General features: G+C 54.0%; 18 protein-coding genes and 1 pseudogene. 13 read left to right on the forward strand and 6 right to left on the reverse strand.

From position 1 onward, the window contains the following. The first annotated feature begins 3 nt into the window (after nt 1-3). The 6 genes from FJD38_RS18965 (at nt 4) to FJD38_RS18990 (ending at nt 10215) form a co-directional block, all read left to right on the forward strand. A complete protein-coding gene (locus FJD38_RS18965) occupies nt 4-486 on the forward strand; it encodes a sigma-70 family RNA polymerase sigma factor (RefSeq protein ID WP_272492651.1) in 483 nt (160 codons plus the stop codon). 117 nt (nt 487-603) lie between these two features. After that, nucleotides 604-1941 (forward strand): lysine N(6)-hydroxylase/L-ornithine N(5)-oxygenase family protein, encoded by a 1338-nt coding sequence (locus FJD38_RS18970; protein WP_146386879.1) that lies wholly within the window; start codon nt 604-606, stop codon nt 1939-1941. Nucleotides 1942-2601: 660 nt separating this feature from the next. After that, nucleotides 2602-5364, forward strand: a complete 2763-nt coding sequence (mgtA, locus tag FJD38_RS18975) for a magnesium-translocating P-type ATPase (protein ID WP_146386881.1) — start codon at nt 2602-2604, stop codon at nt 5362-5364. 352 nt (nt 5365-5716) lie between these two features. Continuing rightward, the gene (locus FJD38_RS18980; protein ID WP_122782008.1) at nt 5717-6343 is read left to right on the forward strand and encodes a response regulator transcription factor; all 627 of its coding nucleotides are present in this window, start codon (nt 5717-5719) and stop codon (nt 6341-6343) included. Between the two features lie 78 nt (nt 6344-6421). Continuing rightward, nucleotides 6422-9616, forward strand: a complete 3195-nt coding sequence (locus tag FJD38_RS18985) for a transporter substrate-binding domain-containing protein (RefSeq protein ID WP_244302761.1) — start codon at nt 6422-6424, stop codon at nt 9614-9616. Between the two features lie 113 nt (nt 9617-9729). Further along, entirely contained in the window at nt 9730-10215 is a 486-nt protein-coding gene (locus FJD38_RS18990; protein ID WP_122782006.1) for a GNAT family N-acetyltransferase, read from the forward strand. 212 nt (nt 10216-10427) lie between these two features. Here the strand turns inward: FJD38_RS18990 and FJD38_RS18995 are convergent, their stop codons facing one another. Next, the gene (locus FJD38_RS18995) at nt 10428-12170 is read right to left on the reverse strand and encodes a phosphoethanolamine transferase CptA (protein WP_122782005.1); all 1743 of its coding nucleotides are present in this window, start codon (nt 12168-12170) and stop codon (nt 10428-10430) included. A 186-nt stretch (nt 12171-12356) separates the two neighbouring features. Continuing rightward, nucleotides 12357-12521 carry a DUF6026 family protein gene (locus FJD38_RS24595; protein ID WP_167654287.1) on the reverse strand — a complete coding sequence of 55 codons (165 nt, stop codon included), beginning with the start codon at nt 12519-12521 and terminating at the stop codon, nt 12357-12359. A gap of 288 nt (nt 12522-12809) precedes the next feature. Between FJD38_RS24595 and gnd the strand changes: the two genes are divergently transcribed. From gnd to nudC, 5 genes are all read left to right on the forward strand, one after another. Further along, the gene (gnd, locus tag FJD38_RS19000) at nt 12810-13790 is read left to right on the forward strand and encodes a phosphogluconate dehydrogenase (NAD(+)-dependent, decarboxylating) (protein ID WP_122782004.1); all 981 of its coding nucleotides are present in this window, start codon (nt 12810-12812) and stop codon (nt 13788-13790) included. Beyond that, nucleotides 13787-15310, forward strand: coding sequence for a glucose-6-phosphate dehydrogenase (gene zwf, locus FJD38_RS19005; RefSeq protein WP_122782003.1), 1524 nt, complete (start codon nt 13787-13789; stop codon nt 15308-15310). The genes gnd and zwf overlap by 4 nt, the downstream gene beginning before the upstream one ends. Beyond that, nucleotides 15307-16119 (forward strand): HAD family hydrolase, encoded by an 813-nt coding sequence (locus FJD38_RS19010; RefSeq protein WP_208727527.1) that lies wholly within the window; start codon nt 15307-15309, stop codon nt 16117-16119. The genes zwf and FJD38_RS19010 overlap by 4 nt, the downstream gene beginning before the upstream one ends. 94 nt (nt 16120-16213) lie before the next feature. Beyond that, nucleotides 16214-17026: a crotonase/enoyl-CoA hydratase family protein gene (locus FJD38_RS19015; protein WP_146386886.1), complete on the forward strand. Its 813-nt coding sequence runs from the start codon at nt 16214-16216 to the stop codon at nt 17024-17026. Between the two features lie 30 nt (nt 17027-17056). Then, nucleotides 17057-17887, forward strand: a complete 831-nt coding sequence (gene nudC / locus FJD38_RS19020) for an NAD(+) diphosphatase (protein ID WP_146386888.1) — start codon at nt 17057-17059, stop codon at nt 17885-17887. Here nudC and FJD38_RS19025 read toward each other — a convergent pair. Then, nucleotides 17855-18634 carry a TSUP family transporter gene (locus FJD38_RS19025; protein WP_146386890.1) on the reverse strand — a complete coding sequence of 260 codons (780 nt, stop codon included), beginning with the start codon at nt 18632-18634 and terminating at the stop codon, nt 17855-17857. The genes nudC and FJD38_RS19025 overlap by 33 nt on opposite strands. 129 nt (nt 18635-18763) lie before the next feature. Continuing rightward, nucleotides 18764-19853, reverse strand: a pseudogene (locus FJD38_RS19030) (sigma-54 interaction domain-containing protein). A gap of 330 nt (nt 19854-20183) precedes the next feature. Between FJD38_RS19030 and FJD38_RS19035 the strand changes: the two are divergent. Then, nucleotides 20184-21353: a cysteine desulfurase family protein gene (locus tag FJD38_RS19035; RefSeq protein WP_146386892.1), complete on the forward strand. Its 1170-nt coding sequence runs from the start codon at nt 20184-20186 to the stop codon at nt 21351-21353. A 56-nt stretch (nt 21354-21409) separates the two neighbouring features. Continuing rightward, nucleotides 21410-23230 carry an aminopeptidase P family protein gene (locus FJD38_RS19040; RefSeq protein WP_146386894.1) on the forward strand — a complete coding sequence of 607 codons (1821 nt, stop codon included), beginning with the start codon at nt 21410-21412 and terminating at the stop codon, nt 23228-23230. A 55-nt stretch (nt 23231-23285) separates the two neighbouring features. Here the strand turns inward: FJD38_RS19040 and FJD38_RS19045 are convergent, their stop codons facing one another. Both FJD38_RS19045 and rhtA read right to left on the reverse strand, forming a co-directional pair. After that, nucleotides 23286-23567 (reverse strand): hypothetical protein, encoded by a 282-nt coding sequence (locus FJD38_RS19045; protein WP_122781996.1) that lies wholly within the window; start codon nt 23565-23567, stop codon nt 23286-23288. A 162-nt stretch (nt 23568-23729) separates the two neighbouring features. Further along, nucleotides 23730-24629, reverse strand: coding sequence for a threonine/homoserine exporter RhtA (rhtA, locus tag FJD38_RS19050; protein WP_122781995.1), 900 nt, complete (start codon nt 24627-24629; stop codon nt 23730-23732). Nucleotides 24630-25100 lie beyond the last annotated feature (471 nt).

Consider the following 25100-nt stretch of genomic DNA (forward strand, 5'->3'; position numbering starts at 1 on the left):
GTCATGTTGGAAAACTACTATCGCGAACTGGTCAGCGTGTTAAGCGCCAGGATGGGCAATGCTCATGCAGCCGAAGATGTGGTGCATGACGCGTACGTGCGAGTGCTGGAGCGTAGCGCCGATGACCCGATTGAGCAGCCTCGTGCTTTTTTGTATCGCACGGCCTTGAATCTGGTCATCGACGGTCACCGGCGCAATACTTTGCGCCAAGTAGAACCTCTTGAGGTGCTGGATTGCGATGAACGGTTTTTCAGCCCTTCGCCCCACGCATCGATGGATCATGGTCAGCGCCTTGAAATGGTTCAGCGGGCCTTGGCAGAACTGCCGGTGGCGTGTCGAGAGAGTTTTTTGCTGCGCAAGCTGGAGGGCTTGTCACATCCCGAAATCGCTGAGCGCCTCGGGGTTTCGCGCAGTGTGGTTGAGAAGCACATCGTTAATGCCATGAAGCATTGCCGAAATCGTATTCGGCTGTGGGACAACGCCTAAATTTCATTTCTGTAGCCTCGTTCCTACTCAACAGGTGATCGGCTGCCCTGCTATAGAGCGGTCGTGTCATGGGCTTTTTCTTCCCTCTGTTGAGGGGCAATCCAGAGGACACTGAAAATGACACAGGCAATCGCTTCGGCCGTCGTCCATGATCTGATCGGCATCGGTTTTGGACCTTCCAATCTGGCCTTGGCCATCGCCCTGGAAGAGCGCGGGCAAATCGAAGGTCCGTTGGACGTGCTGTTTTTAGACAAGCAGGCTGACTACCGCTGGCACGGCAATACACTGGTCACGCAAAGTGAGTTACAGATTTCTTTCCTCAAGGATCTGGTCACGCTGCGCAACCCGACCAGTCCGTATTCCTTCGTCAATTACCTGAAAGCTCACGGGCGTCTGGTTGATTTCATCAATCTGGGGACCTTTTACCCGTGTCGTATGGAATTCAATGATTACCTGCGTTGGGTGGCGTCGCACTTTGAGGCGCAAAGCCGCTACGGCGAAGAGGTCCTGGCCATCGAGCCGGTGTTGCATCAGCAACAGGTTGAAGCTTTGCGCGTGATTTCCCGTGATACCCAAGGGTTGCAGCACGTTCGTACTACGCGTTCCGTGGTCGTCAGTGCCGGTGGTACGCCGCGCATTCCTGCGCCGTTCAAATCCTTCAAAGACGACAGCCGGGTCTTCCACCACTCGCAATACCTAGAACGCATGGCCAAGCAGCCGTGTGTGAGCGGCAAGCCCATGCGCATCGCGATCATTGGCGGCGGGCAGAGCGCTGCCGAAGCGTTTATCGATTTGAATGACAGCTTTCCATCTGCTCAGGTGGATCTGATCCTGCGTGGCTCGGCGCTTAAACCTGCTGATGACAGCCCGTTCGTGAATGAAGTGTTTTCACCGGAGTTCACCGACCTGGTCTTCGCACAGGACACGCTAGAGCGTGAGCGGCTGATCAACGAGTATCAGAGCACCAACTATTCGGTGGTCGACATTGATCTGATTGAGCGTATCTACGGCATTCTCTACCGTCAGAAAGTGTCGGGAATAGCACGTCATACGTTCCGCAGCCTCACCCGCATTGAACGTGCAGTGGCAGACGGGCAGGGCATCAAGTTGACTTTACGTAACACGGCCAACGGCGAGTCGGTCGAGCAGCACTACGACGCGGTGATACTGGCCACAGGCTACGAACGGCAAATGCACCGTCATCTGCTGGCCCCGCTGGCTGAATATTTGGGTGACTTTGAAGTGGACCGCGATTACCGCATTGTCACCGATCCGCGCTGCAAGGCCGGTATTTACATGCAGGGTTTCAGCCAGGCAAGCCATGGTCTGAGTGACACACTGTTGTCCGTGTTGCCGATTCGCGCCGAGGAAATTTCGGCATCACTGTATGCCGGCGACAAGAGCCGCAGCAAACTTCTGGAAATGGCTGATCGTGCACTGGCCAATGTTGGCTGAATCTGCAAATGCGCCCATGAATGCCGGGTTTTTCCGGCATTCCTGAGGTGAAACTGAACGTTTCCTGAAGCCGCTTCTGAATCCTCAAGTCGGCGTCATTCTGCGGTTTACTCCCCGGAATGTCGGGCGTAAGCTGCCCACGTTTTAATCAATAGCGGAGTCCCTCAGTGGGTACCAGTTCGAGTGACAGTAGTGGGCCGGTTCTGACAACCGGCATCATCTCGGCAAGCTAACGCGCAGATTCCCCTGTCGTTTTCTTGCCAAACAGCGAGAAGCGGCATCCTGATCGGGTCACTGATGACCCGACCTTTGAAGTCCTCTCATCGATACTCAGAGCTGTGTGATTGCACCTGTGACAAGGGTGTGGTCGCAACAGAGCGCAGACGTGTGCCTTGCCTTAATGGCATTTGGCCCAGTGCTCGACTGTACCTGCTGTGGAACACCGCTGATGCAAATCGTCAGGGGAATGACTATGGGTCACACTTTCAAGCTAATCCGCCGCCGCCAACATCGTCCCGCCTTGCCGGGTGGCGTGCGATTGCCCATTGAACGCGGCCAGCCGGCTCGCACACGAGACTGATCACCATGAATGACGGCACAAGATTAAGGCCGCCTGCGTAAACCCTGAAGGGTGAGCGCAGGCGGCGCAGGAGAACCATCATGAAGCTCACCCTGAAAGAATTTTTCGCAGGCTTTCTGCGTAACCGCCACATTGCCCGGCACTTTCGACGCCTCGCAGTGCTGGACAGCCTGACGGATACCACCGTCAGCCGAGAAGTACCGCCTACGCTGGCCCACACGCTGGTGGCCGCGGCCAACTGCGACAGTGCGGTGTTGATCGACACGTTGGGCACTCATACCGATGGTTTGAGTGAGACCGAAGCTGATGCGCTGCGCCAGCAGCATGGGTTTAACGAGGTTGAGCACGAACAGCCACTCAGCCGCTGGGTCCATCTGTGGCACTGCTACAAAAACCCGTTCAACTTGTTGCTGACGTTGCTGGCTGCCGTGTCACTGGCCACTGATGACGTTCAAGCGGCTGTCGTCATCGGTACGATGGTGGTGTTGTCCACCGTGTTGCGGTTCTGGCAAGAGGCCAAATCAAACAAGGCGGCCGATGCCCTCAAGGCAATGGTGAGTAACACCGCGACGGTAATGCGACGGGATTTCAGTGCCGATGCGGCACCGATTTTCGGCAAGTTTTATGGGACTTCGCTGCGTATCAAGGGCGCGCAGCGCGTCGAGCTGCCGATCAAACAATTGGTGCCGGGCGATCTTATCGTGCTGTCTGCGGGGGATATGATCCCAGCCGATTGCAGAGTGCTCAGCGCAAAAGATCTGTTCGTCAGCCAGGCGGCCATGACGGGCGAGTCGATGCCGGTAGAGAAGTTCGCACGCCAGGGCAATTGTGAAGTCATCAACCCACTGGAGTTGGACAATATTTTGTTCATGGGCACCAACGTGGTGTCCGGTGCCGCAACGGCGGTGGTGCTGACCACCGGCAACAGCACCTATTTCGGCGCGTTGGCGCAGCGGGTAGGGGCGACTGATCGCGGGCCTACCTCGTTTCAGATGGGGGTCAACAAGGTCAGCTGGCTGCTGATTCGTTTCATGTTTGTGATGGCCCCGCTGGTGCTGTTCATCAATGGTTTTACCAAGGGCGACTGGACTGAAGCCCTGCTGTTCGCCTTGTCGGTGGCGGTGGGTCTGACCCCGGAAATGCTGCCGATGATTGTGACCTCGACGCTGGCCAAAGGGGCGGTGTTTCTGTCGCGCAAAAAGGTCATTGTCAAACGTCTGGACGCCATTCAGAACTTCGGTGCGATGGACGTGTTGTGCACGGACAAGACCGGCACCCTGACGCAGGACAAAATATTTCTGGCCCGTCATGTGGACGTTTGGGGGCAAGAGTCTGACGACGTTCTGGAAATGGCCTACCTCAATAGCTACTACCAGACTGGCTTGAAAAATTTGCTGGACGTGGCCGTGCTGGAGCACGTTGAAGTCCATCGCGAATTGAATGTGGGGACGGCGTTCCAGAAGGTGGATGAAATTCCGTTCGACTTCACCCGTCGTCGCATGTCGGTGGTGGTAGCTCAGCAAGATCAGCCACACCTGTTGATCTGCAAAGGCGCGGTCGAAGAAGTGCTGTCAGTGTGCAAACACGTTCGCCATGGTGAGTCGCAAGAAGTCCTGACCGACGAACTGCTGGCCCGCATTCGCCAGGTCACGGCAGCATTCAACGAAGAAGGCCTGCGCGTTGTCGGCGTCGCTGCACGGTCGATGGCGGCCGGGCGTGATACCTATAGCCTGGCGGATGAGCAAGAGCTGACATTGATTGGGTATGTGGCGTTTCTGGATCCGCCCAAGGAAAGTACCGCACCTGCGTTAAAGGCACTGGCAGAGCATGGTGTGGCGGTGAAAGTCTTGACCGGCGATAACGAGCTGGTGACTGCAAAAATCTGCCGCGAGGTGGGGTTGGAGCAGCAGGGCTTGTTAATGGGTAACGACATTGAGCGCATGAGTGATGCTGAATTAGCGCGGGCTGTGGAAACCACCAACGTCTTCGCCAAACTGACGCCGACTCATAAGGAACGCATTGTGCGGCTGCTCAAAGCCAATGGCCATGTCGTCGGCTTTATGGGAGACGGGATCAACGATGCGCCAGCGCTACGGACAGCGGATATCGGGATTTCAGTCGACAGCGCGGTGGATATTGCCAAAGAGGCCGCTGATATCATCCTCCTGGAAAAAAGCCTGATGGTGCTGGAGGAGGGCGTGCTGGAAGGGCGCCGTACCTTTGCCAACATGCTCAAGTACATCAAAATGACCGCCAGCTCGAATTTCGGCAATGTCTTTTCGGTGTTGGTGGCCAGTGCATTCATTCCATTTTTGCCGATGCTGCCGATGCACCTGTTGGTTCAGAACTTGCTGTATGACGTGTCTCAAATCGCCATCCCGTTTGATAACGTCGACGAGGAAATGCTGAAAAAGCCGCAGCGCTGGCAGCCGGCGGAGGTGGGACGCTTTATGTTGTTTTTTGGACCGATCAGTTCGATCTTCGACATATTGACGTTTGGTCTGATGTGGTATGTATTCCAGGCCAATACGCCTGAACACCAAACCCTGTTCCAGTCAGGCTGGTTTGTCGTGGGGTTGCTCACTCAGACGCTGATCGTGCATATGATCAGGACCCCGAAAGTACCGTTCTTGCAGAGTCGTGCAGCCATGCCGTTGATGGTCATGACAGGCGTGATCATGGCTGTCGGTATCTTTCTGCCGATGGGGCCGCTGGCTTCTTACTTCAAATTGCAGGCATTACCGCCGCTGTACTTTGTGTTTTTGCCCATGATTCTGTTGGCGTACATGGCGCTGACCCAAGCCGTTAAAGGATTTTATATCCGCAAATTTGGCTGGCAGTGACGAGTATCTACGTGTCGGGCGTAGAAGCCTGAGAAAGGTGCTTTGTTCCTGAGGAAGCAGGTATTGATTCCAATTCCTGCTTCTTTAGGAAATTCCCTACAAGTTCTGTAGACCATTCCCTTCTTGTGCGCAGCAGTCTAGTAGCGATTATTCGCGGCTAAATTTCAACGGGACTTCAGCAGGCTGCCATTGGTCGGTAGGGGGTGTGAAAAGGTCGAACGTAGGAAATATCCTATAATTACGTTGGCGCTCCTGAGATATCCATTCGCAGACTTTAGCTGGATTAACCTATTCAAAAAGACATGTCTACGCCTGGCGCGCACTGTGATTCAGGTTTATAGCAGGGGCTCAAATGTTTAACGTACTGATTGCTGACGACCATTCGCTTATTCGGTCAGCTGTGAAATTACTGCTGCAAAACCAAGGCTACAGGGTGGTGGCTGAAGCCGTTAACGGCATCGATACCATTCAATTGGCACGTCAGCATGTACCTGACTTGATTGTGCTGGATATCACCATGCCGGGCCTGGATGGCCTTGAGGTCATTGGGCGGCTCAAAGCGAGCGGGGTCACCAGCCGTGTGTTGGTACTGACTTCTCAATCACCGTTGTTTTACTCGCAACGATGCATGAAAGCTGGCGCGGCAGGGTTTGTCACAAAGGGGCAGGATCTCTGTGAGTTGATCAGAGCCGTCAAATTGATCATGGATGGCTACACCTTCTTTCCCAATCTGGCTATCAGTTCAGTGCGCAACAGCGATATCACCTTGACTGACATGGAAATGATCGAGGGTTTATCCGCCCGCGAGCTGAGCATTCTGCAACAGTTGGCCCGTGGCTCCAGTAATAAACAAATTGCTCAAGACATGACGTTGAGCAGTAAAACCATCAGCACCTATAAGGCCAGGTTGATCGAAAAGCTCAATATGAAGTCTGTGGTTTATTTGGCAGATTTTGCCAAGCGCAACGACTTGATCTAATTGAACACCCTCGCACGAAAGATAGTATTCGGGCTGTTGCTCTTGTTGGGGCAACAGAACGCTTACTCTGAGTCACCGGTGCAGCACCTGAAACTGTTGGGGCGCTCAAGTGTTGAAGCCTATGGCGTGGTACTTGAGCCTGCTGACAGGCAATGGATAAGGCAAAAAGGAACGTTGTATTTGGGGGTGTCCGCACCCGATTACGCACCGTTCGACATAACGGCCAACGGGCAAGACTTTGAAGGCCTGACCGCGGATTACGCGCGGCTCCTGTCCGAGATGCTACAGGTCAAAATTGAGGTCAGACGGTACGCTTCCAGACCCTTGGCAATGGATGCACTGAAGCGTGGTGAACTCGATTTTCTCAGTAGCGCCAACGCTTTTGAGGCACAAGACCCCAGGTTGAAACTGTCGCTTGCCTATGCCGATGATTCGCCCACGTTAGTGACCCGCAGTAATAATCGAGAGGTGTTACCGATCGATCTGGCAGGCAAGCGTTTGGCAATGCTTGATCACTATTTACCCCCGACGACCGTCAGAGCTTTTTACCCTAAAGCCACCTTGAAGCTGTACTCCTCAACATTAGGTGCAATCGGCGCGGTCGCTTTCGGTCAGGCGGATGCCTATCTGGGGGATTTCATCAGTGCCAGTTACCTGATCAACAAAAACTATCTCAACAATGTGCAATTGGCTGACTTCTCGCGTATTGACGTCAGTCATTTCTCATTTGCCGTATCGCGCCCCAATGAGCGATTGCTGCGGATTGTTAATGCTGCACTGGCGGCGATACCGCCCAGTGAGCGGATGACGATTGTGCGTCGCTGGAGTTCTGAAGGGCCGCAAGTCAATACCCATGCCCAATTGAACCTGACACCCGAGGAGCGCCGCTGGATCGAAGCGCATCCGCGTCTGAGCGTGGTGATTAACGATCAATACTTGCCCTTGTCTTTTTTTGATGAGCAAGGTGTTTTCAAGGGCGTCAGTGCCGATGTGCTGAACAAAATCAGCACCCTCACAGGCCTCACATTCGATGCAGTGAAAGCCGTCACAGTTGAGGACATGATTAAACAGGTAGGCAGTTCAGACGCCGATTTGGTAGGTGCCTTTACCCCCAGCAGCCATCGTGAAAGCCATCTGCACTTTACCCGTCCTTATCTCACCACCCCCTTTGTGCTGGTCACACGTAAACACCCGTCCAGCTCGGCGACTTTGGATGACATGGACGGTCAGCGATTGGTGTTGGTCAAAGGAAATGTGTTGCAGGCGTTTATCCGCGAGCATTATCCGCGTATTCAACTGTTGGAGGCCGATAATGCAGCCCAGGCCATGGACATGGTGGCGCAGGGCAAGGCGGATGCCGCCGTCAATGCGCTGATCAGTGCGCGATACATGATTTCCCGGCGTTTCAGCGAGCAGTTACAGATCACCAGTACAGTGGGTACCCAGCCTGCTCAAATAGGTTTTGCCACCTCGCCCCAGGTGCCGCTGTTGAATTCGATTCTTGATAAAGCGCTGCTGAGCATTACGCCAGAAGAAATGAGTGTGCTGACCAGCCGCTGGCGCGATGACACGCAGGAGCAGAGCTATTGGTTACGAAACCGTAGCGCCATTGTTCAGGGGTTCGCCATTGCCGCAGCCCTGCTGCTGTTCGCTTTGGGATGGATTGCCTACCTGCGGCGCACGATTGCAAAGCGCCAGCATTTATTGGAGCAATTACAAGTCGCCAAGCAAAGTGCCGATGAGGCCAATCGGGCTAAAACAACCTTTCTGGCGACCATGAGTCATGAGATTCGCACGCCGATGAATGCGGTGATTGGCATGCTTGAGTTGGCCATGAAAAAGGCCGAGGAAGGTGTCGTAGATCGTTTTGCAATTGAAGTGGCATCGGGCTCAGCCCGCGAGCTGCTGGATTTGATTGGCGATATTTTAGACATTGCGCGCATTGAGTCCGGGCATTTGTCATTAAGTCCCAAGCGCGCCAATGTTCAGACGCTTGTGGAGTCTGTGGTACGGATGTTCGATGGGCTGGCCCGTGAGAAGCGTCTGAGTCTGGAGTGTGATCTGCGTTCTACCTTGACGGCACCAGATGTATTGCTTGATCCCATGCGTTTCAAACAAATAGTTTCAAATCTATTGAGCAACGCCATCAAGTTCACCGACACGGGCGAGGTTCGTCTGTCAGTGGTCATGACGCACGCCCCCGATGAACCGAATGTGTCGATCTGCTTGCGCGTTGAAGACACCGGGATGGGCATTTCACAGGAAGATCAACAGCGTTTGTTCAGCCCTTTTGTTCAGGCCAGCAACAACACTCAGTCGGCGCGAAGTGGTTCGGGGTTGGGGTTGGTGATCAGCCGTACACTCTGCGAAATGATGGGCGGCAGGTTGACTCTTGTGAGTACGCTGGGGGAGGGCACTCAGGTCGAGGTCATGCTGGAGGTGCCACGGCTTGTGCCTGAAGCGTCCAGCGATGTTGACGAACAAAATCCTTGGGCAAACTCCCGTGCGCTGAACATTTTGGTGGTGGACGATTATCCAGCCAACCGCCTGCTATTGGCCCAGCAGTTAACGTACCTGGGGCACCGCGTGACTGACGCTGAAAACGGTGCAATGGGCTTGAGTAAATGGCGTGCGGATGATTTCGATGTGGTCATCACCGACTGCAACATGCCGGTCATGAACGGTTATGAGCTGGCTCGGAGTGTACGCGCCGAAGAGCGCGCGTCCGGCCTGCAACCGTCGCAGATTTTTGGTTTTACGGCCAATGCTCAACCTGAAGAAGTCGAACGCTGTCGCGAGGCCGGGATGGATCAGTGCTTGTTCAAGCCCATCAGCCTCAAGGATTTAAGTGTTTCTCTGGCGTGCGCAATGCCAGAGCACTCCAGCGAAGAATTTGATGACGCGTCTATACCAGGTCCTGCCAATGGAATTGACCTGACTTATCTCAAGCAGCTAAGTCAGGGAAATGATGCCGTTGTGAAAAACCTGATAAGTGAGCTGGCTGCTAGTAACCGTCAAGACTTGAAACGACTGATTGAGCTATTCGTGAATGACGATTTTGAGGGGTTGATGACGTTAGCTCACACCGTAAAGGGGATGGCCGGAATGATTAGATCAAAGGCGCTGTTTACCTGCTGTGAGAAGCTTGAGGCAGCTTGCAGGTTGGGGGACTTACCCCTGATTACAGCGAATGTCGACTCGTTACACCTTTTCTTGGAGCAACTGGGGGACGTGCTGGAGCATTACGAACAGGGCAGTGGGCTGCACCAGTGATGCTTAACCGCCTGTTTTGAAACGACGTCTTGTTTGTCTCGCTGTGCTCGCGCTAATGTCTGGCGTTGTCACAAATGGACACCAATGACCTGTGTGGTTGAGGAAAACGAGCAATGTCCGAAGTCGTGGTAGTGCAAGCAGACTATAAAAATCCGATTCATGCCCAAGCGCTGAGAGATGTACTGAATCACTACGCCAAAGACCCGATGGGGGGTGGTGAGGCCTTGTCGCAAGAGGTGCTTGAGCATCTACCGGGTGAGTTGGCCAAGCGTCCTCATGCTTTCAGCGTGCTGGCGTTTGTTGGCGGTAAAGCTGCAGGTCTGGTGAATTGTTTTGAAGGTTTTTCAACCTTTGCTGGCAAGCCTTTGGTCAACGTGCACGACGTGTCGGTGGTTAACACGTTTCGCGGCTTGGGGCTGAGTCAGAAGATGCTGCTCAAGGTTGAGGACATCGCTCGTGAGCGCGGATGTTGCAAGATCACCCTTGAGGTGCTGGAGGGTAATCCGGTCGCTCAAGGCTCTTATCGCAAATTCGGCTTTAGTGAGGGGCAACTCGATCCGGCACACGGGCGGATGTTGTTCTGGAACAAGTATTTATAGGGTTACCTGTGTTTGCGAGAGTCGTAGGTTTTGATGGCGTTGCCCATCAAATCTGCACGCAGCAAGCAGTTTTGGTCTCACTCAGGGCTTGAGATGTGTCCTTGGTCATGGTCATGAAGTTATTGATAACGTCATGACCATGACCATGACCAGGGCACTGGCCAATCAAACAAGAATATTGCTCGATTCCGGGTGTTTCTCCCGCAGCAGTTTTACTGCTTGGCTACTTCGCCTGGAGCCGGATGCTTGGGTTTGATCAGGCTGAAGTCGATCAAAGCCTTCTGCGGACGCATGTAGGGGTCACCAATCAACAGTGGGCGAGCGACAAATTGATCGCTGACCAGACTCTTCTTGTCGTCCAGCTCGTCGGCGCTCAAGCCCGCCAAGTCAGCCCAGGTGTGAATGAACTGCGAGCTGCTGTAAGGGCGGTCAAGATCGCTGGTGAAGTTCCACGCATGATCCTCACGCCATTTAGGTGAAGCCCAGACCATAAATGGAATGGTGTACATCGGAGCGGTCGGCTTGGCCTCATTACGGCCCAGGGTTTTGTGGCCCACCGAGTCGAATACGTCTTCGCCGTGGTCGGACAGATACAGCAGAAAGCCATTCGGATCGGTTTTGGCAAAGTCCTTGATCAGGCTGGAAACAACAAAGTCGTTATACAAAACAGCGTTGTCGTAGCTGTTGTACGTGGGCACCTGATCATCGGTCAGCCCTGCGGGTACGCCTGTTCGATCGGTGAACGTGTCAAAGGTCGCAGGGTAGCGGTACTGGTAGCTCATGTGAGTACCCAGCAGGTGAATCACGATCAATTTGCGTGGGGCAGAATCGGCCAGGATCTTGTTGAACGGCTCAATCACGTCACCGTCGTATTGCCGCGCATTCTGGTTACGGTTGTTGTTCAAATAAACCTGTTCGTCTGCCTGTTCCGAGAATGTGGTGAGCATGGTGTTGCGCTTGGTCATGGTTTGCTGGTTAGTCACCCAAAAGGTTTTGTAACCCGCTTGCTTCATGACGCTGATCAGTGACGGCGTGCTGAGGTAAAGGTCAGGGTTCTCTTCGTCAGCAAAGGTGAGCACTTGTTGCAGCGCTTCGATGGTGTAGGGGCGTGGCGTTACAACGTTGTCGAAAATAGCCAGTTGATCACGCAATTTGTCGAGATTGGGCGTGGTTTTTCGAGGATAGCCGTAGAGGCTCATGCGTTGCCGGTTAGTGGATTCACCAATTACCAGCACGAGTGTGGCGGGCTTGCCGGCCTCGTTGTCCTTGAGGTTTGTCAGGGGCGGGATCTTGCTGGCAGTGGCCAGCATGCCTTGCATGTTGTCCAGTTGCTCAAGATAACGGCGATAAGCGACGACCATTTGCCAAGGAACAGCAGGCTCTACACGGCTTTCGAAGCTTTCCATGGCGGCTGCCATTGTGTCGTGCTTAATCGTCTGTTTGATGATCGGGTAGCCCACAATCGCGACCAGCAAGGCGATGGCTGCGGCCCAGGCTTGCGGGCGGGGCATGTAAACAGGGCGCAGGCGGGTCCACAGGAAGATTGCAAAAGCGGTATGCGCAAGAAACGCCAGAACCATCCACCACGCGAAGTACTGCGTCATGTACTCGCCCGCTTCAGAGATGTTCGATTCGAACATGATGAAGATGACGCTCTGCGAGAACTCTTGCTGATAAATGAAGAAGTAACCGAGGCTGGCCATGGAGCATGCCCACAGCACGACGCCAATTACGGCAGCCATTGTGCGGGTGTATTTGGGGAACATCAGCATCGGGGCCAGCCAGACGGCGCTCATGATGAACGCTTGGCGAAAGCCTGAAAACCCGGAAGTGCCTGTCAGCTGGATAAGCAGTTGGGTGATGCCGGAAAAATACCAGAAGAACAGAAACAGCCAGCCCAACCCGGCCCAATCGAAACCTTTCGCAGACGTTTGACTGCGTTTGAACATCCCCATACAGCGCTCCAGCTGATAACAACTTGAATTGTTAATGCCGAATAGCCCGGCACAACACATGAGGGCTGCTTCGATGATGAGCAGCCGCAAAGTGTTTCATTATTGCCAAGGCCATGTGAAAACTTTGTAGTGAGATGACGCAAAAAATAGCAACGGGCCACGCCTGAGGTGCAGGCGATAAGGTCTTTAACGCAAAGGCGTTAAACCTGACTGGGCGATGAGTAACTGCTGGCGCAGCTGTTCGACCTGAAGTTGCAGTTGCGCTCGCTCGTCTTTGAGCTGGCGCAGTTCATCGCGGCGGATGGTGACATACAGCGTTTGTGCAGGTCGTGCAGACAATACGGTGTTCATGGTTCGTTAAGCCCTTGGTGTCTTCATCAAGTACCCGAACGACCCATTTAGGGTCGTGGGTCACTGTCAGCGCCAATTCTGATTTCTTTTGCTTGCGAAGGGAACTTTTATATTTTTTGCTGTCTGCGCACGTTCGTTCGTCTTTTGGACGCATTGAATCGCGAATCTGAGTGGCTGCTTGTGCGAAACTACGCACCATGCGCTAGGACTAATCCAAGCCGGGCACCTTAAGCAATGCTGCAGTAAGGTGCTGCACACCTATTTATTTGTCGTTGGGAGCAACAGTACATGCAGTTGGGAATTATTGGATTGGGCCGTATGGGCGGTAACATCGCACGGCGTCTGATGCTCAATGGGCATACAACCGTGGTTTTTGACCGCAATACCGACTTCGTCAACACGCTGGAAAAGGAAGGCGCAACCGCTGTTGCCGACCTGCAAGCGATGGTCGACGGCCTGTCCAAACCGCGTGCAGTGTGGGTGATGCTACCTTCAGGTGCACCCACCGAAGACACCATCGAGGCGTTGAGCCAGATGCTTGACGCGGATGACATCATCATCGATGGCGGTAACACTTTTTACAAAGACGATATTCGTCGTGCGCAATCGTTGTCTGCAAAAGGCATCCAGTACGTCGATGTCGGAACGTCCGGTGGCGTGTGGGGGCTGGAACGCGGTTATTGCATGATGATCGGCGGTGATACCGAGGTGGTAAAACACCTGGACCCATTGTTTGCAGCGCTGGCGCCGGGCATGGGCGACATTCCTCGCACTAAAGACCGCAAGTCAGATGACGACCGTGCTGAGCGTGGCTACATCCACGCCGGCCCTGCAGGCGCAGGGCACTTTGTGAAAATGGTTCACAACGGTATCGAGTACGGTTTGATGCAGGCGTATGCCGAAGGCTTCAACCTGATGAAAATGAAGGGCGGTGAAAACCTGCCTGAAGATCAGCGCTTTGACCTCAACCTGGGTGATATCGCCGAGGTATGGCGTCGCGGCAGCGTCGTGTCGTCCTGGTTGCTCGACCTGACCGCCGATGCTCTGGCTACTGACGAAGCATTGGATGGCTACTCGGGCGCCGTTGCAGACAGCGGTGAAGGCCGTTGGACTATTGAAGCTGCAATGGAGCAATCGACTCCGGTACCTGTACTGTCGCAAGCCTTGTTTGCCCGCTACAGTTCACGTCAGCAAAGCCTCTATGGCGACAAAATGCTGTCGGCCATGCGCTTTGGTTTCGGTGGCCACGTGGAGACGTCTAAAAAATGATTGATCAGTCCAGCAAGTCCGATTCCCACCCTGCGCCGCCCACCACACTGTTTTTGTTTGGTGCCCACGGCGACCTGGTAAAGCGCCTGCTGATGCCAGCGCTCTACAACTTGAGTCGGGACGGTTTGCTGGACGATGGTCTGCGCATTGTGGGCGTTGACCACAATGCAATCAGTGATGAAGGCTTCGCCCAAAAGTTGGAGGACTTCATTCGCAATGAGGCCTCCAGCAAAGTGGATCATCCTGACGGCCAGGGTTTAAACCCCGAGTTATGGGCTTCGCTGGCGAAAAACATCAGCTATGTTCAAGGCGATTTTCTGGATGACAGCACTTATAAAGCGCTGGAAGAGAAAATCAATGCCAGCGGCACCGGCAATGCGGTGTTTTACCTGGCCACTGCACCGCGCTTTTTCAGTGAGGTCGTGCAGCGGCTTGGCGCCAGCGGATTGCTCAAGGAAAGCCCGAATGGGTTTCGCCGGGTAGTCATTGAAAAACCTTTTGGCTCGGACCTTGAGTCGGCTCAAGCATTGAACGCTTGCTTGCTGACCGTGATGAGTGAGAAGCAGATCTATCGAATTGACCACTATCTGGGCAAGGAAACAGTCCAGAACATTTTGGTCAGTCGTTTCTCCAACGGGCTTTTCGAAGCTTTCTGGAATAATCATTATATTGATCATGTGCAGATTACGGCGGCAGAAACCGTCGGTGTCGAGACACGTGGCAGTTTTTACGAACATACGGGCGCTTTGCGCGACATGCTGCCCAACCATCTGTTTCAGTTACTGGCGATGGTGGCGATGGAGCCACCAGCCGCCTTTGGCGCAGATGCGGTGCGCGGTGAAAAGGCCAAATTGATTGGTGCGATTCGTCCGTGGTCAAAAGAGGATGCGCTGAAAAATTCGGTGCGTGGGCAATACACCGCGGGTGAATCGGGCGGCAAGCCGGTTGCGGGTTATCGCGAAGAAAATAACGTTGACCCCGACAGCACAACCGAGACCTACGTTGCGCTCAAAGTGATGATCGATAACTGGCGGTGGGTGGGTGTGCCGTTTTACCTTCGCACCGGCAAACGCATGAGTGCTCGCGATACCGAAATCGCGATCTGCTTTAAACCTGCGCCTTATGCCCAGTTCCGTGACACTGAAGTCGAGCGGTTGCAGCCCAACTATTTGCGTATCCAGATTCAACCCAACGAAGGAATGTGGTTTGACCTTCAAGCCAAACGTCCGGGGCCGGGTCTGAAAATGGCCAATGTCGAATTGGGCTTTGCCTACAAGGACTTCTTTGAGGTACAGCCTTCTACCGGCTATGAGACGTTGATTTACGACTGTCTAATCGGCGACCAGACCCTGTTTCAGCGCGCTGACAACATCGAAAATGGCTGGCGCGGTGTTCAGCCGTTTCTGGATGCCTGGCGTAAACACACCGAGGTATACCCGTACAAGGCTGGCGAGGATGGCCCGCAGGCGGCCAAGGAGTTGCTTGCCCGTGATGGCCGCGTGTGGCTGAAAATAGGATGAAAGACGTGAAGAAAGACGCAATTGAGCTGGTGTTGTGTGACATGGATGGCACGCTGCTTTTGCCTGATCATACGCTCAGCCCGCGAAATAGGGAGGCAGTCAAATCACTTCAAGCCGCTGGTATTTACTTCACCCTGGCGTCCGGACGGCCTCCCAGGGCTATGCGCGAAATCATCAGTCAGTTAGACATTAAACTGCCCTTCGCGGGGTTCAATGGTGGTTTGCTGGTCAACCCTCAGGGCGACTATTTGCAATCCCATCATGTCCATCCGGATGCCGTACGTAAAACACTGGATCTTCTGGCTGAGCACAAGGTAGAAGTCTGGCTGTTCGTCGATGACCAGTGGCTGTTGCGTGACCCACACGGCGAAATGGTGGCCCATGAGCAAGAGGGGTTGGGCTATGCACCTCAGGTGGTGGAGAGCTTCGAACCTTATCTGCATCAGGTACACAAAATCGTTGCAACCTGCAGTGACGCACCGTTATTGATGGACCTTGAGCAGCGCTTGCAGCCTTTGTTGAATGGTTTGGCAGTGGCCAGTCGCTCACAGGCGCGCTATCTCGATATCACCGCACTTCAAGCCAACAAGGGCAATGCCCTTGTGACACTTGCCGAATTTTTGAACGTGCCGTTGTCGCGCACGGCGGCCATTGGTGATGGTGGCAATGATCCTGCCATGTTTCATCGTGCCGGCCTTTCGATAGCTATGGGCCAGGCTCCTGAGGAGGTCAGGGCGCAGGCGCACGTGGTGACCGGCAGTAACCTGGAGGATGGCGTTGCGCAGGCCATTGACCGTTTTATTCTCTAGTTTTGGCGTAATCACGGCCTGCTTGACCCCGGCAGTGCTTGTTATAGTCCGCGTTTAATTGACCGGCTGCAGCACTCCAAAAAGGATTCAGGTTATGTCCGATTACCAGGCTTTTCAGGTTGAGTTAAAGGGCAATATTGCCCATGTACAGATCAATCGCCCTGAAAAGATCAATGCGATGAATGCGGCATTCTGGACCGAAATCATTGAAATTTTTCAGTGGGCCGATGAGACTGACGCCGTGCGAGTGGTGGTGCTCAGCGGTGCGGGCAAACACTTTTCGGCCGGTATTGATCTGATGTTACTTGCCTCTGTTGCCAATGAGATGGGCAAAGATGTGGGGCGTAACGCGCGGCTGCTACGACGCAAGATTCTGCGCATGCAAGCGTCTTTCAACGCTGTCGATCAATGCCAAAAGCCTGTTCTGGCGGCTATTCAGGGGTATTGCCTGGGTGGAGCCATCGATCTGATTGCTGCGTGCGACATGCGGTATGCCGCTGAAGATGCGCAATTCTCGATCAAGGAAATTGACATGGGTATGGCGGCTGATGTCGGCACCCTGCAACGCCTGCCACGCATTATCGGGGACGGTATGCTGCGTGAGCTGGCGTATACCGGGCGCATGGTTGCTGCTGATGAGGCCCGAGCAATAGGTCTGGTCAACCGGGTTTTCGCGGATAAACAGACCTTGCTCGACGGGGTTATGGCGATTGCACAGGAGATTGCCGGCAAATCACCGATTGCCATCGCCGGGACCAAGAAGATGATCAGCTATATGCGCGATCATCGGGTTGACGATGGCCTGGAGTATGTAGCGACCTGGAACGCAGCCATGCTCCAGTCCAACGACCTGCGCTTGGCGATGACGGCGCATATGACCAAGCAAAAGCCTGAATTTCTGGATTGATATTTTTTCACCCTGACCAAGGATCCTTTGATGACACCGCGTTGGACCACGGCAGTACTGGATACAAAGCAACCTGGCGGCTTGGCAGTGGTGCGCGGCCCTGACGGTTTTTTGCTGGACGACAACGGGCCGCTCTTTGCGCGTGAGTGGCTCAAGCGTCAGGCGCTGCCCGTATTGGCCGAGCACGGCATCGGGTATCTGGACGGCGAACCTGTATACCTGTTGGAGCTGGAAGGGCAGGCACAGGTTGAAGGGTGTCGTTGGCAGGGTTTGCGGGTATTTATGCTTGAGGGTGATCACACCCTTTATAAGGTGCTGGGCTATGCGGCGCAGATTGGCACGTGGTCGCGTGAACATCGGTTTTGTGGCAGCTGCGGCCAGGCAATGACTCAAGTTCCGCTGGAGCGTGCCATGTACTGCGCGGCTTGCGACTTACGCAGTTATCCGCGTATTTCGCCCAGTATGATTGTGCTGATCACCCGTGGCGATGAAGTGTTGCTGGCGCGCTCGCCACGCTTCGTGCCGGGCGTGTACAGCACGTTGGCGGGGTTTGCCGAGCCGGGTGAGTCTGCCGAGGAATGCCTGATTCGTGAAGTGCGCGAGGAGGTGCAGCTGGAGGTCAAGAATATCCAGTACGTAGGCAGTCAGTGCTGGCCGTTCCCGCACTCCATGATGCTGGGCTTTCATGCTGAATATGCAGGCGGCGACATCGTGCCTCAAGCCGATGAGATAGAGGATGCGCAGTGGTTCAATGTGCACCACTTGCCGCCTTTGCCCGCGTCGCGCTCAATTGCGCGCTACCTTATCGACTTGTATGTGGCGCGCCGCTTAGGCCATGCCGAACCAGTGCTGCCAAGCTAGCCGTACGGTCAATCCCAATACGACGGTGATAAATACCGGGCGAATGAATTTGGCGCCGCCACTGATCGCGCTGCGTGCGCCAAAAAAAGCGCCGACCATGACGGCAAACCCCATGGTCAGGCCTATCACCCAGTCCACATGTCCGGCGATGATAAACACGGTCAATGCGGCAATGTTGCTGACGAAGTTCATGCTGCGGGCGACACCGCTGGCTTTCACCAGATCTATCGGGTACATCAGCATGCTGCTGACGGTCCAGAATGCACCCGTCCCCGGGCCTGCCACGCCATCATAAAACCCCAGGCTGAAGCCTTGCGGCAGTTGCCATTTCTTTTTGATCGGTGCGTCGTTGTCGATCGGGGTTTTCGGTGTGCCACCAAACAACAGGTACAGTCCGCAGGCAAAGACAATCACCGGCAGCATTTTATTGAGCCATTCGGCGGGCATGTAATGGGCGACAACCGCACCAATCAATGCGCCTGCAAGGGTCCCGAAAATCGCCAGCTTCCACTCCCTTGGGTGGAACAGTTTGCGTCGGTAAAACGTCAGGCTGGCAGTGGCGGCACCGAACGTTGAACTGAGCTTGTTGGTGCCCAGCACCAGATGGGGCGGCAGGCCAGCAGTGAGCAGTGCGGGTGTGGTGAGCAAGCCACCGCCCCCGGCAATGGCATCGATAAAACCGGCAACGAAAGCAACGGCGGCCAGAATGGCGAGGGTGGTCACATCTACGCTGAGTTCAAATGGCATGGGATCGGCTTAATTCGACGGAACGTACAGCGCTGACGCGCAGGAAGGACGCCATCTTACCGATAACTCAGTGCAGCGGCGATAGACCGTGTGCCTCGTTTGCTATCTGCCGCTGTGAATGTGAGCTTGCTAAATCGCCGGGCATGCGTGCGTATCAACGCGGCGCGTGTTGACTGAAAGAGCGCCCAGTTTGATCAGGCGTGTGCGTGTGACATTGCGGCTCAAGCCGAGCAGTTTTGCCGTGTGCACTTGATTGAAATGGCAGAACTCGTAGGCGGCACGCAGCAGGCTGTCCTCAACTGTCTCGTGCAAAGCACCGGGCTCTTCTTCAAAGAGCTTGTGGAAGGCGCGTTGCAGTAAGTGCTGTGTGGTATCCGGGGTATTTTGCGGCAAGATCGCGGGCTCTGATCGTCTGCCGCGTGAGTGCGACAAGCGCAGATCCTTCGCGGTGATGGTCGGATTGCGGCAAAGAAGCAAGCTGTGATGTATGACGTTTTCCAGCTCGCGGATATTGCCTTGCCAAGTGTTCCCTGAGCACCTCTTCAGCGCACAGGCTCAGCGTTTTGGGGCCATGTTGTAAACGCTGCCGATAGGTCTGGAGGAAGTGCCTGGCCAGCGGCAGGATGTCTCCCGGCCGTTCCCGCAGTGGCTGTAACGCCAGGCTCACAACATTCAGTCGGTAATACAGGTCTTCACGAAAATGCCCTGCATCAATGGCTTGCTCCAGATTGACGTTGGTAGCGGCCAGCACACGAACATGGATCGGTGTGCTTTTGCGAGAGCCCAGTCTCACCACTTCTTGCTCTTGCAACACGCGCAACAGTTTTACCTGGATGGGGAGGGGCAAGTCGCCAATTTCATCCAGAAACAGGGTTCCTCCATTGGCCTCTTCAAACCATCCGGCCTTGGCTGCCAATGCCCCGGTAAAGGCGCCTTTTTCATGGCCAAACAACTCGGCTTCGACAAGCGACTCGGAGAAGGCGCCGCAGTTGACGGCCACAAATGGCTGCTGATTCCTGTTGCTGAGTTGATGGATGTGTCGTGCAACCAACTCTTTGCCGGTGCCAGTTTCGCCAATGATCAACACGCTCGCGTCACTAGGGGCAATTTGCTGCAAATGGGTGAGTAATGCTTTCGAAGACGGGTCTTCGAACACCTGAGCGGTGGCTCTGATAGACGTTGCGAGGGCTGGCGTTGCAGGTAAAGTCAAAAGCTGCATTAAAAGCTCCTTTTTGCAGGGGCTCTGTCCACAAAAGGAAAGCCGGAGACAGCTTTATAAAGTTATTTAGATATTCCGTAAACTAACGTAATTCCATATTTATATATCCTTATGGCATATGTGACTTGCGAAGGGAGCGGTAAAGGCGCTTTATAAGGGAGGATTATTTTAAAGTTTTGAATTTTGGGAAAGCTCTTACGGCATTTCTTAAGTCAGTCTCTTTATTCCTCTGGCTCAATCGGTTATTCCTAATGGTCGCTTCTATAGTGGCTTCATTTTTCGGGTATCAAGCACAGCCTGGTTCCGGAACGCGCTCAGTAGGTTTGTAAAATGAATAAACGACCTCTTTATTTCGATTACGCCGCCACCACACCTGTGGATGCCCGTGTCATTCAGGTGATGGTTGATTGTCTGGGTTTTGAAGGCAATTTTGGTAATCCAGCTTCTGGCTCCCATGTGTTTGGCCAACAGGCCCGCCACACGGTAGAGCGTGCTCGAGAGCAAGTCGCTGAACTGATTAACGCGCAGCCAGAGCACATTATCTGGACTTCTGGAGCCACAGAATCCAACAACCTGGCATTGAAAGGTGTTGCGCATGCGAGCGGCAAAGTGCGCGGGCACATCATTACCAGTCAAATTGAGCACAAAGCCGTGCTGGATACTGCGCGTTTCCTTGAGCAGTCCGGCTTTGACGTGACGTACCTGGCCCCGGACAGCAATGGCCTTGTCAGTGTTCAACAGGTCGGTGAGGCCTTACGTGAAGATACGCTGCTGGTGTCTCTGATGTTGGTCAATAACGAATTGGGTACGGTTAATGACATTCCGGCCATCGGTTTGCGAGTGCGTGAGCACGGTGCGTTATTTCATGTTGATGCCGCCCAAGGTGCAGGCAAGATCGCTATCGATCTGGAGAATTGGGCTGTCGACTTGATGTCGTTTTCGGGTCACAAGGTGTATGGGCCCAAGGGTATTGGTGCTTTATATGTGGGGCCGCGAGCACAGGCTCGTTTGCAGGCGCAGATACATGGGGGCGGGCATGAATTCGGCCTTCGTTCCGGTACCCTGGCTACCCACCAAATTGCTGGCATGGGTGCTGCCTTCGCGCTGGCCAGCGAGTCATTTGCGGAAGACCTCAATCATATCAGCCGTTTGCGTGAGCGTTTGCTGGAGCAGTTGGCCGATATTCCGGGAGTGCGATGTAACGGTTGTCCTACACAAAGAATCCCTCACACTTTGAGCCTGACGTTCAGTCAGGGGCAATTCAATAGCTCGGCATTGAGTACTTTCTTGGCCTATTCGGCGACTTCTGCGTGTAACTCGGCCAGCAAAGCGCCGTCTCACGTACTGCTTGCACTAGGCCTTGATGCTGAAGATGCGGCACGAACCATTCGCTTGAGTCTGGGGCGCTTCACTCGCGAGCAGGACATTGATGCCGCGGTTCAGGCCATTAAGGCGGCAGTTGCCACGCCAGCTCCTTTTTGGGCGGTTGCTCAGTCCTGACGGCTGATCCATTATCCGAAACGAATAATAAATAGCCGTGTTGAGCAGGAGACAGTATGAGTTCCCAGTCGTTGAATTCGGGATTGGTGTTAGAGCGTTTGGCGCGCACACGTGAGTTAATGAGCCGCCATGCAATTCAGGCGTTGCTGGTGCCGTCTGCTGACCCCCATCTTTCGGAATATTTGCCTGCTTATTGGCAGGGTCGGCAATGGTTGTCAGGTTTTTTCGGTTCAGTGGGTACATTAATAGTCACCCCGACCTTTGCTGGGCTATGGGCAGACAGCCGTTACTGGGAGCAAGCGACAAAAGAACTTGCCGGTAGCACCATTGAGTTGGTCAAGCTACAGCCGGGCCAGCCGGGCCCTTTGGAGTGGTTGGCCGAACAAGCGCCTGAAGGCGCAGTCGTCGCGGTTGATGGGGCCGTACTTGCTCTAGCCTCGGCACGGACCTTGGAAAGCAAGCTTAAAGAGCGGGGGGCTTCACTGCGAACCGACTTTGATCTGCTGAATGAGGTTTGGGAGGATCGTCCTGAGCTGCCGGTTAAGCCAGTCTATGAACACTTGCCACCGCAGGCGACAGTAAGCCGTGTAGATAAGCTGGCGCAGCTGCGCAAAACACTGGCTGAGCGCAAGGCTGACGCACACTTTATCGCGACGCTCGATGACATCGCGTGGTTGTTTAACCTGCGAGGTTCAGATGTTTCATTTAATCCGGTGTTTGTTTCGTTTGCATTGATTGAGTCTGAGCAAGCCACGATCTTTGTAGATGGACGAAAAGTCAGCAGGGCATTGCAACAGCATCTTGAGACGCAGGGTGTTGTGCTGCGCGAGTACCGCGAAGTAGGGGCTGCATTGGCAGCACTGCTTCCGTCTACTAGCCTATTGATAGACCCGGCACGCGTTACCTGCGGGCTACTGAGTCATCTGCACAGTGATGTGACGCTGATAGAAGGTTTGAATCCGACAACCTTGGCCAAATCTCAAAAAAGTCTTGATGATGCACAGCATATCCGTCAGGCAATGGAGCAAGACGGCGCCGCCCTTTGCGAATTCTTTGCCTGGCTGGAAAGCGCCCTTGGCAGTGAACGCATTACCGAGTTGACTATTGATGAGCGATTGACCGCTGCCCGTGCGAAGCGCCCGGGTTTTGTATCTTTGAGCTTCAACACAATCGCTGCTTTTAATGCTAATGGTGCGATGCCTCATTACCACGCCACCGAGCAAGAGCATGCGGTGATCGAGGGAGATGGCCTGTTGCTTATCGACTCGGGTGGTCAATATCTGGGCGGTACAACAGATATCACGCGCATGGTCCCTGTTGGTGTTCCCACGGATGAGCAGAAACTCGACTGCACGAGGGTACTCAAAGGCGTCATTGCTTTGTCCAGGGCTCATTTTCCCAAAGGCATTTTGTCGCCTTTGCTGGATTCAATAGCCAGAGCACCAATTTGGGCAGACAGCGTCGATTACGGTCACGGTACAGGGCATGGTGTCGGGTACTTTTTGAACGTGCATGAGGGGCCTCAGGTCATTGCCTACCAGGCTGCGGCTGCTCCGCAAACAGCGATGCAAGTGGGGATGATTACTTCAATCGAGCCGGGAACCTATCGTCCGGGGCGTTGGGGGGTGCGAATCGAAAACCTTGTGTTGAACCGTGAAGCGAATACTTCAGAGTTTGGGGCTTTTCTGCGCTTTGAAACGCTGACGCTGTGTCCGATCGATACACGCTGTCTCGAGCCGTCGCAGCTTGCAGTTGAAGAGTTGAGGTGGCTGGATGCTTACCACGCTCAAGTGCGTGAGCGTTTGAGCCCTTTGCTTGAGGGCGCTGCTCTTCAATGGTTGCAGGCCCGGACCCAACCGCTTTTAGCCACCGTATGATGCTGTGCTGCCGCGCACAAGTTCAGCCACGGGCGCGGCAGTGCATACGAGTCGACTACTTGCAAAGAACAATCATGCTCCGGCTGGTATAACCGGCCGGGTTCAAACCAAAAGGATAGTCCCCCGGTTCTTCAGCGCTGTCGCCCGATTTGGCAATGACCCGGTACCCTTTTTTGCCGCATGACTTTTCGGCTTCGGCGTAGCATTTATTCCACGATGAGGACAATCCAGAGCAATTGATATGCATGCCTCGTTTGCCGTGCTTAACGGAAGTTTCGGAGGTTGCAGCGCAGCCGGTTAAAGCAAGCACGGCTAAAGCTATCAAAATTTGTTTCATTTCTGTCCTTAAGCGTATGCGTCGGATTCATGGGTGTGGTATCGACCAACCATCTGTCCATGGTTTTAGGTGAATGTCCTTATCCAGATCCAGAGTTCTCCCTTGTACAACTCTTATAACGCACCAACATCGCTTAAATGAGAGTCAATTACCAGAGCTGTATCAAATTGAAGGTGAGCTGTCGGTAACTACAGGCTTTGAATGATTGCGCATCGACAAGGTTGCGCCTACCGAAGCCATGATGATGCAAGAAATAGCTATCCATTGCGTGAACGTTAAAATCTCATGCAGAAACAAAAGACCAGAAAGTGCGCCAAAAGCAGGTTCGATACTCATTAGGGTGCCGAAGGTGCGCGCAGGCATGCGCGTAAGAGCGATCATTTCGAGCGTGTAAGGCAGAGCGGTGGACAATATTGCTACGGCTATGGCTATGGGAATCAAGGCCGGTGTTAATAGGGCGGCGCCCGCGTGAGCAATTCCGATAGGGGCGATAAATAGGGCCGCGATCATTACGCCCAAGGCTGCAGTTTGAACCCCATTATCCGCGCCTGCCTTCTGTCCATAGAGGATGTAAAAAGCCCAGCATACTCCTGCGCCCAAGGCATATCCCGCACCTGTCAGGTCAATGCCATCATTGCTTGCTCCAGTGGGGATAAGCAGCAAAAGCCCTGTAATGGCCAAGCCTATCCAGAGGAAATCGATAGGTCTACGGGATGCATAAATAGCTACGGCCAAAGGGCCGGTAAACTCCAGCGCTACGGCTATGCCAAGTGGAACGGTGCGCAGTGACATATAGAAGAGAAAATTCATCCCGCCTAAAGCGATCCCGTAAACAATAACGGTTTTAAGTGATTTAGCTGTGAGCCTGGCTCTCCAGGGGCGCAGTATCAACAGCATGATGACGCTGGCAAAAAGGAGCCGTAATGTAGTTGTGCCTTGGGCCCCGATGATGGGGAACATGCTTTTTGCCAGTGATGCCCCTGATTGTATGGAGGCCATGGCAATGAGAAGCAAGCCAACGGGCAGCAGGGAAGAGGCAAGGCTATGTGGTTGCTTTGTCATTACGCAGAGTGCCTAGGCGAGAGGGTGCTTGAAGCCGACCATCATGCTTAACTTGGTAGGTGTGTGCAATATACTGCGCAATAAATGCGGTCCTTCTATATAAAGCAGGCCTTCTATTAATAAGTTCGATTAGTGCTTGACCCAGAATTCTAACGGCCTATAATTCGCCCCTCTTCCGGCGCAGTCGAAACGGAAAACTCCTTGAGATTCAATGAGTTATACGGTTTTCGGCAGTGTCAGCTTCAAGTCATCGAAGCAGGAAATGAGGTGTTGACAGCAGCGTGTAACGCTGTAGAATTCGCCTCCCGCTAACGAGAGATCGAAAGCGCAAGTGGTTGATGTTACAGAGGAAACTTTGAAAACATCTTAAAATAACCGCTTGACAGCAACAGGGGCTGCTGTAGAATGCGCGCCTCGGTTGAGCGAAAGCTTAACCAACCGCTCTTTAACAACTGAATCAAGCAATTCGTG

It is taken from the genome of Pseudomonas saxonica, assembly GCF_007858365.1.
In the GTDB taxonomy this organism is placed as follows: Bacteria; Pseudomonadota; Gammaproteobacteria; order Pseudomonadales; family Pseudomonadaceae; genus Aquipseudomonas; species Aquipseudomonas saxonica.

What these genes read in the sequence shown, in the direction of transcription:
- FJD38_RS18965 (WP_272492651.1), top strand. Translation starts at nt 4, where the DNA reads ATGTTGGAAAACTACTATCGCGAACTGGTCAGCGTGTTAAGCGCCAGG.
- FJD38_RS18970 (WP_146386879.1), top strand. Translation starts at nt 604, where the DNA reads ATGACACAGGCAATCGCTTCGGCCGTCGTCCATGATCTGATCGGCATC.
- mgtA (WP_146386881.1), top strand. Translation starts at nt 2,602, where the DNA reads ATGAAGCTCACCCTGAAAGAATTTTTCGCAGGCTTTCTGCGTAACCGC.
- FJD38_RS18980 (WP_122782008.1), top strand. Translation starts at nt 5,717, where the DNA reads ATGTTTAACGTACTGATTGCTGACGACCATTCGCTTATTCGGTCAGCT.
- FJD38_RS18990 (WP_122782006.1), top strand. Translation starts at nt 9,730, where the DNA reads ATGTCCGAAGTCGTGGTAGTGCAAGCAGACTATAAAAATCCGATTCAT.
- FJD38_RS18995 (WP_122782005.1), bottom strand. Translation starts at nt 12,170, where the DNA reads ATGGGGATGTTCAAACGCAGTCAAACGTCTGCGAAAGGTTTCGATTGG.
- FJD38_RS24595 (WP_167654287.1), bottom strand. Translation starts at nt 12,521, where the DNA reads ATGAACACCGTATTGTCTGCACGACCTGCACAAACGCTGTATGTCACC.
- gnd (WP_122782004.1), top strand. Translation starts at nt 12,810, where the DNA reads ATGCAGTTGGGAATTATTGGATTGGGCCGTATGGGCGGTAACATCGCA.
- zwf (WP_122782003.1), top strand. Translation starts at nt 13,787, where the DNA reads ATGATTGATCAGTCCAGCAAGTCCGATTCCCACCCTGCGCCGCCCACC.
- FJD38_RS19010 (WP_208727527.1), top strand. Translation starts at nt 15,307, where the DNA reads ATGAAAGACGTGAAGAAAGACGCAATTGAGCTGGTGTTGTGTGACATG.
- FJD38_RS19015 (WP_146386886.1), top strand. Translation starts at nt 16,214, where the DNA reads ATGTCCGATTACCAGGCTTTTCAGGTTGAGTTAAAGGGCAATATTGCC.
- nudC (WP_146386888.1), top strand. Translation starts at nt 17,057, where the DNA reads ATGACACCGCGTTGGACCACGGCAGTACTGGATACAAAGCAACCTGGC.
- FJD38_RS19025 (WP_146386890.1), bottom strand. Translation starts at nt 18,634, where the DNA reads ATGCCATTTGAACTCAGCGTAGATGTGACCACCCTCGCCATTCTGGCC.
- FJD38_RS19035 (WP_146386892.1), top strand. Translation starts at nt 20,184, where the DNA reads ATGAATAAACGACCTCTTTATTTCGATTACGCCGCCACCACACCTGTG.
- FJD38_RS19040 (WP_146386894.1), top strand. Translation starts at nt 21,410, where the DNA reads ATGAGTTCCCAGTCGTTGAATTCGGGATTGGTGTTAGAGCGTTTGGCG.
- FJD38_RS19045 (WP_122781996.1), bottom strand. Translation starts at nt 23,567, where the DNA reads ATGAAACAAATTTTGATAGCTTTAGCCGTGCTTGCTTTAACCGGCTGC.
- rhtA (WP_122781995.1), bottom strand. Translation starts at nt 24,629, where the DNA reads ATGACAAAGCAACCACATAGCCTTGCCTCTTCCCTGCTGCCCGTTGGC.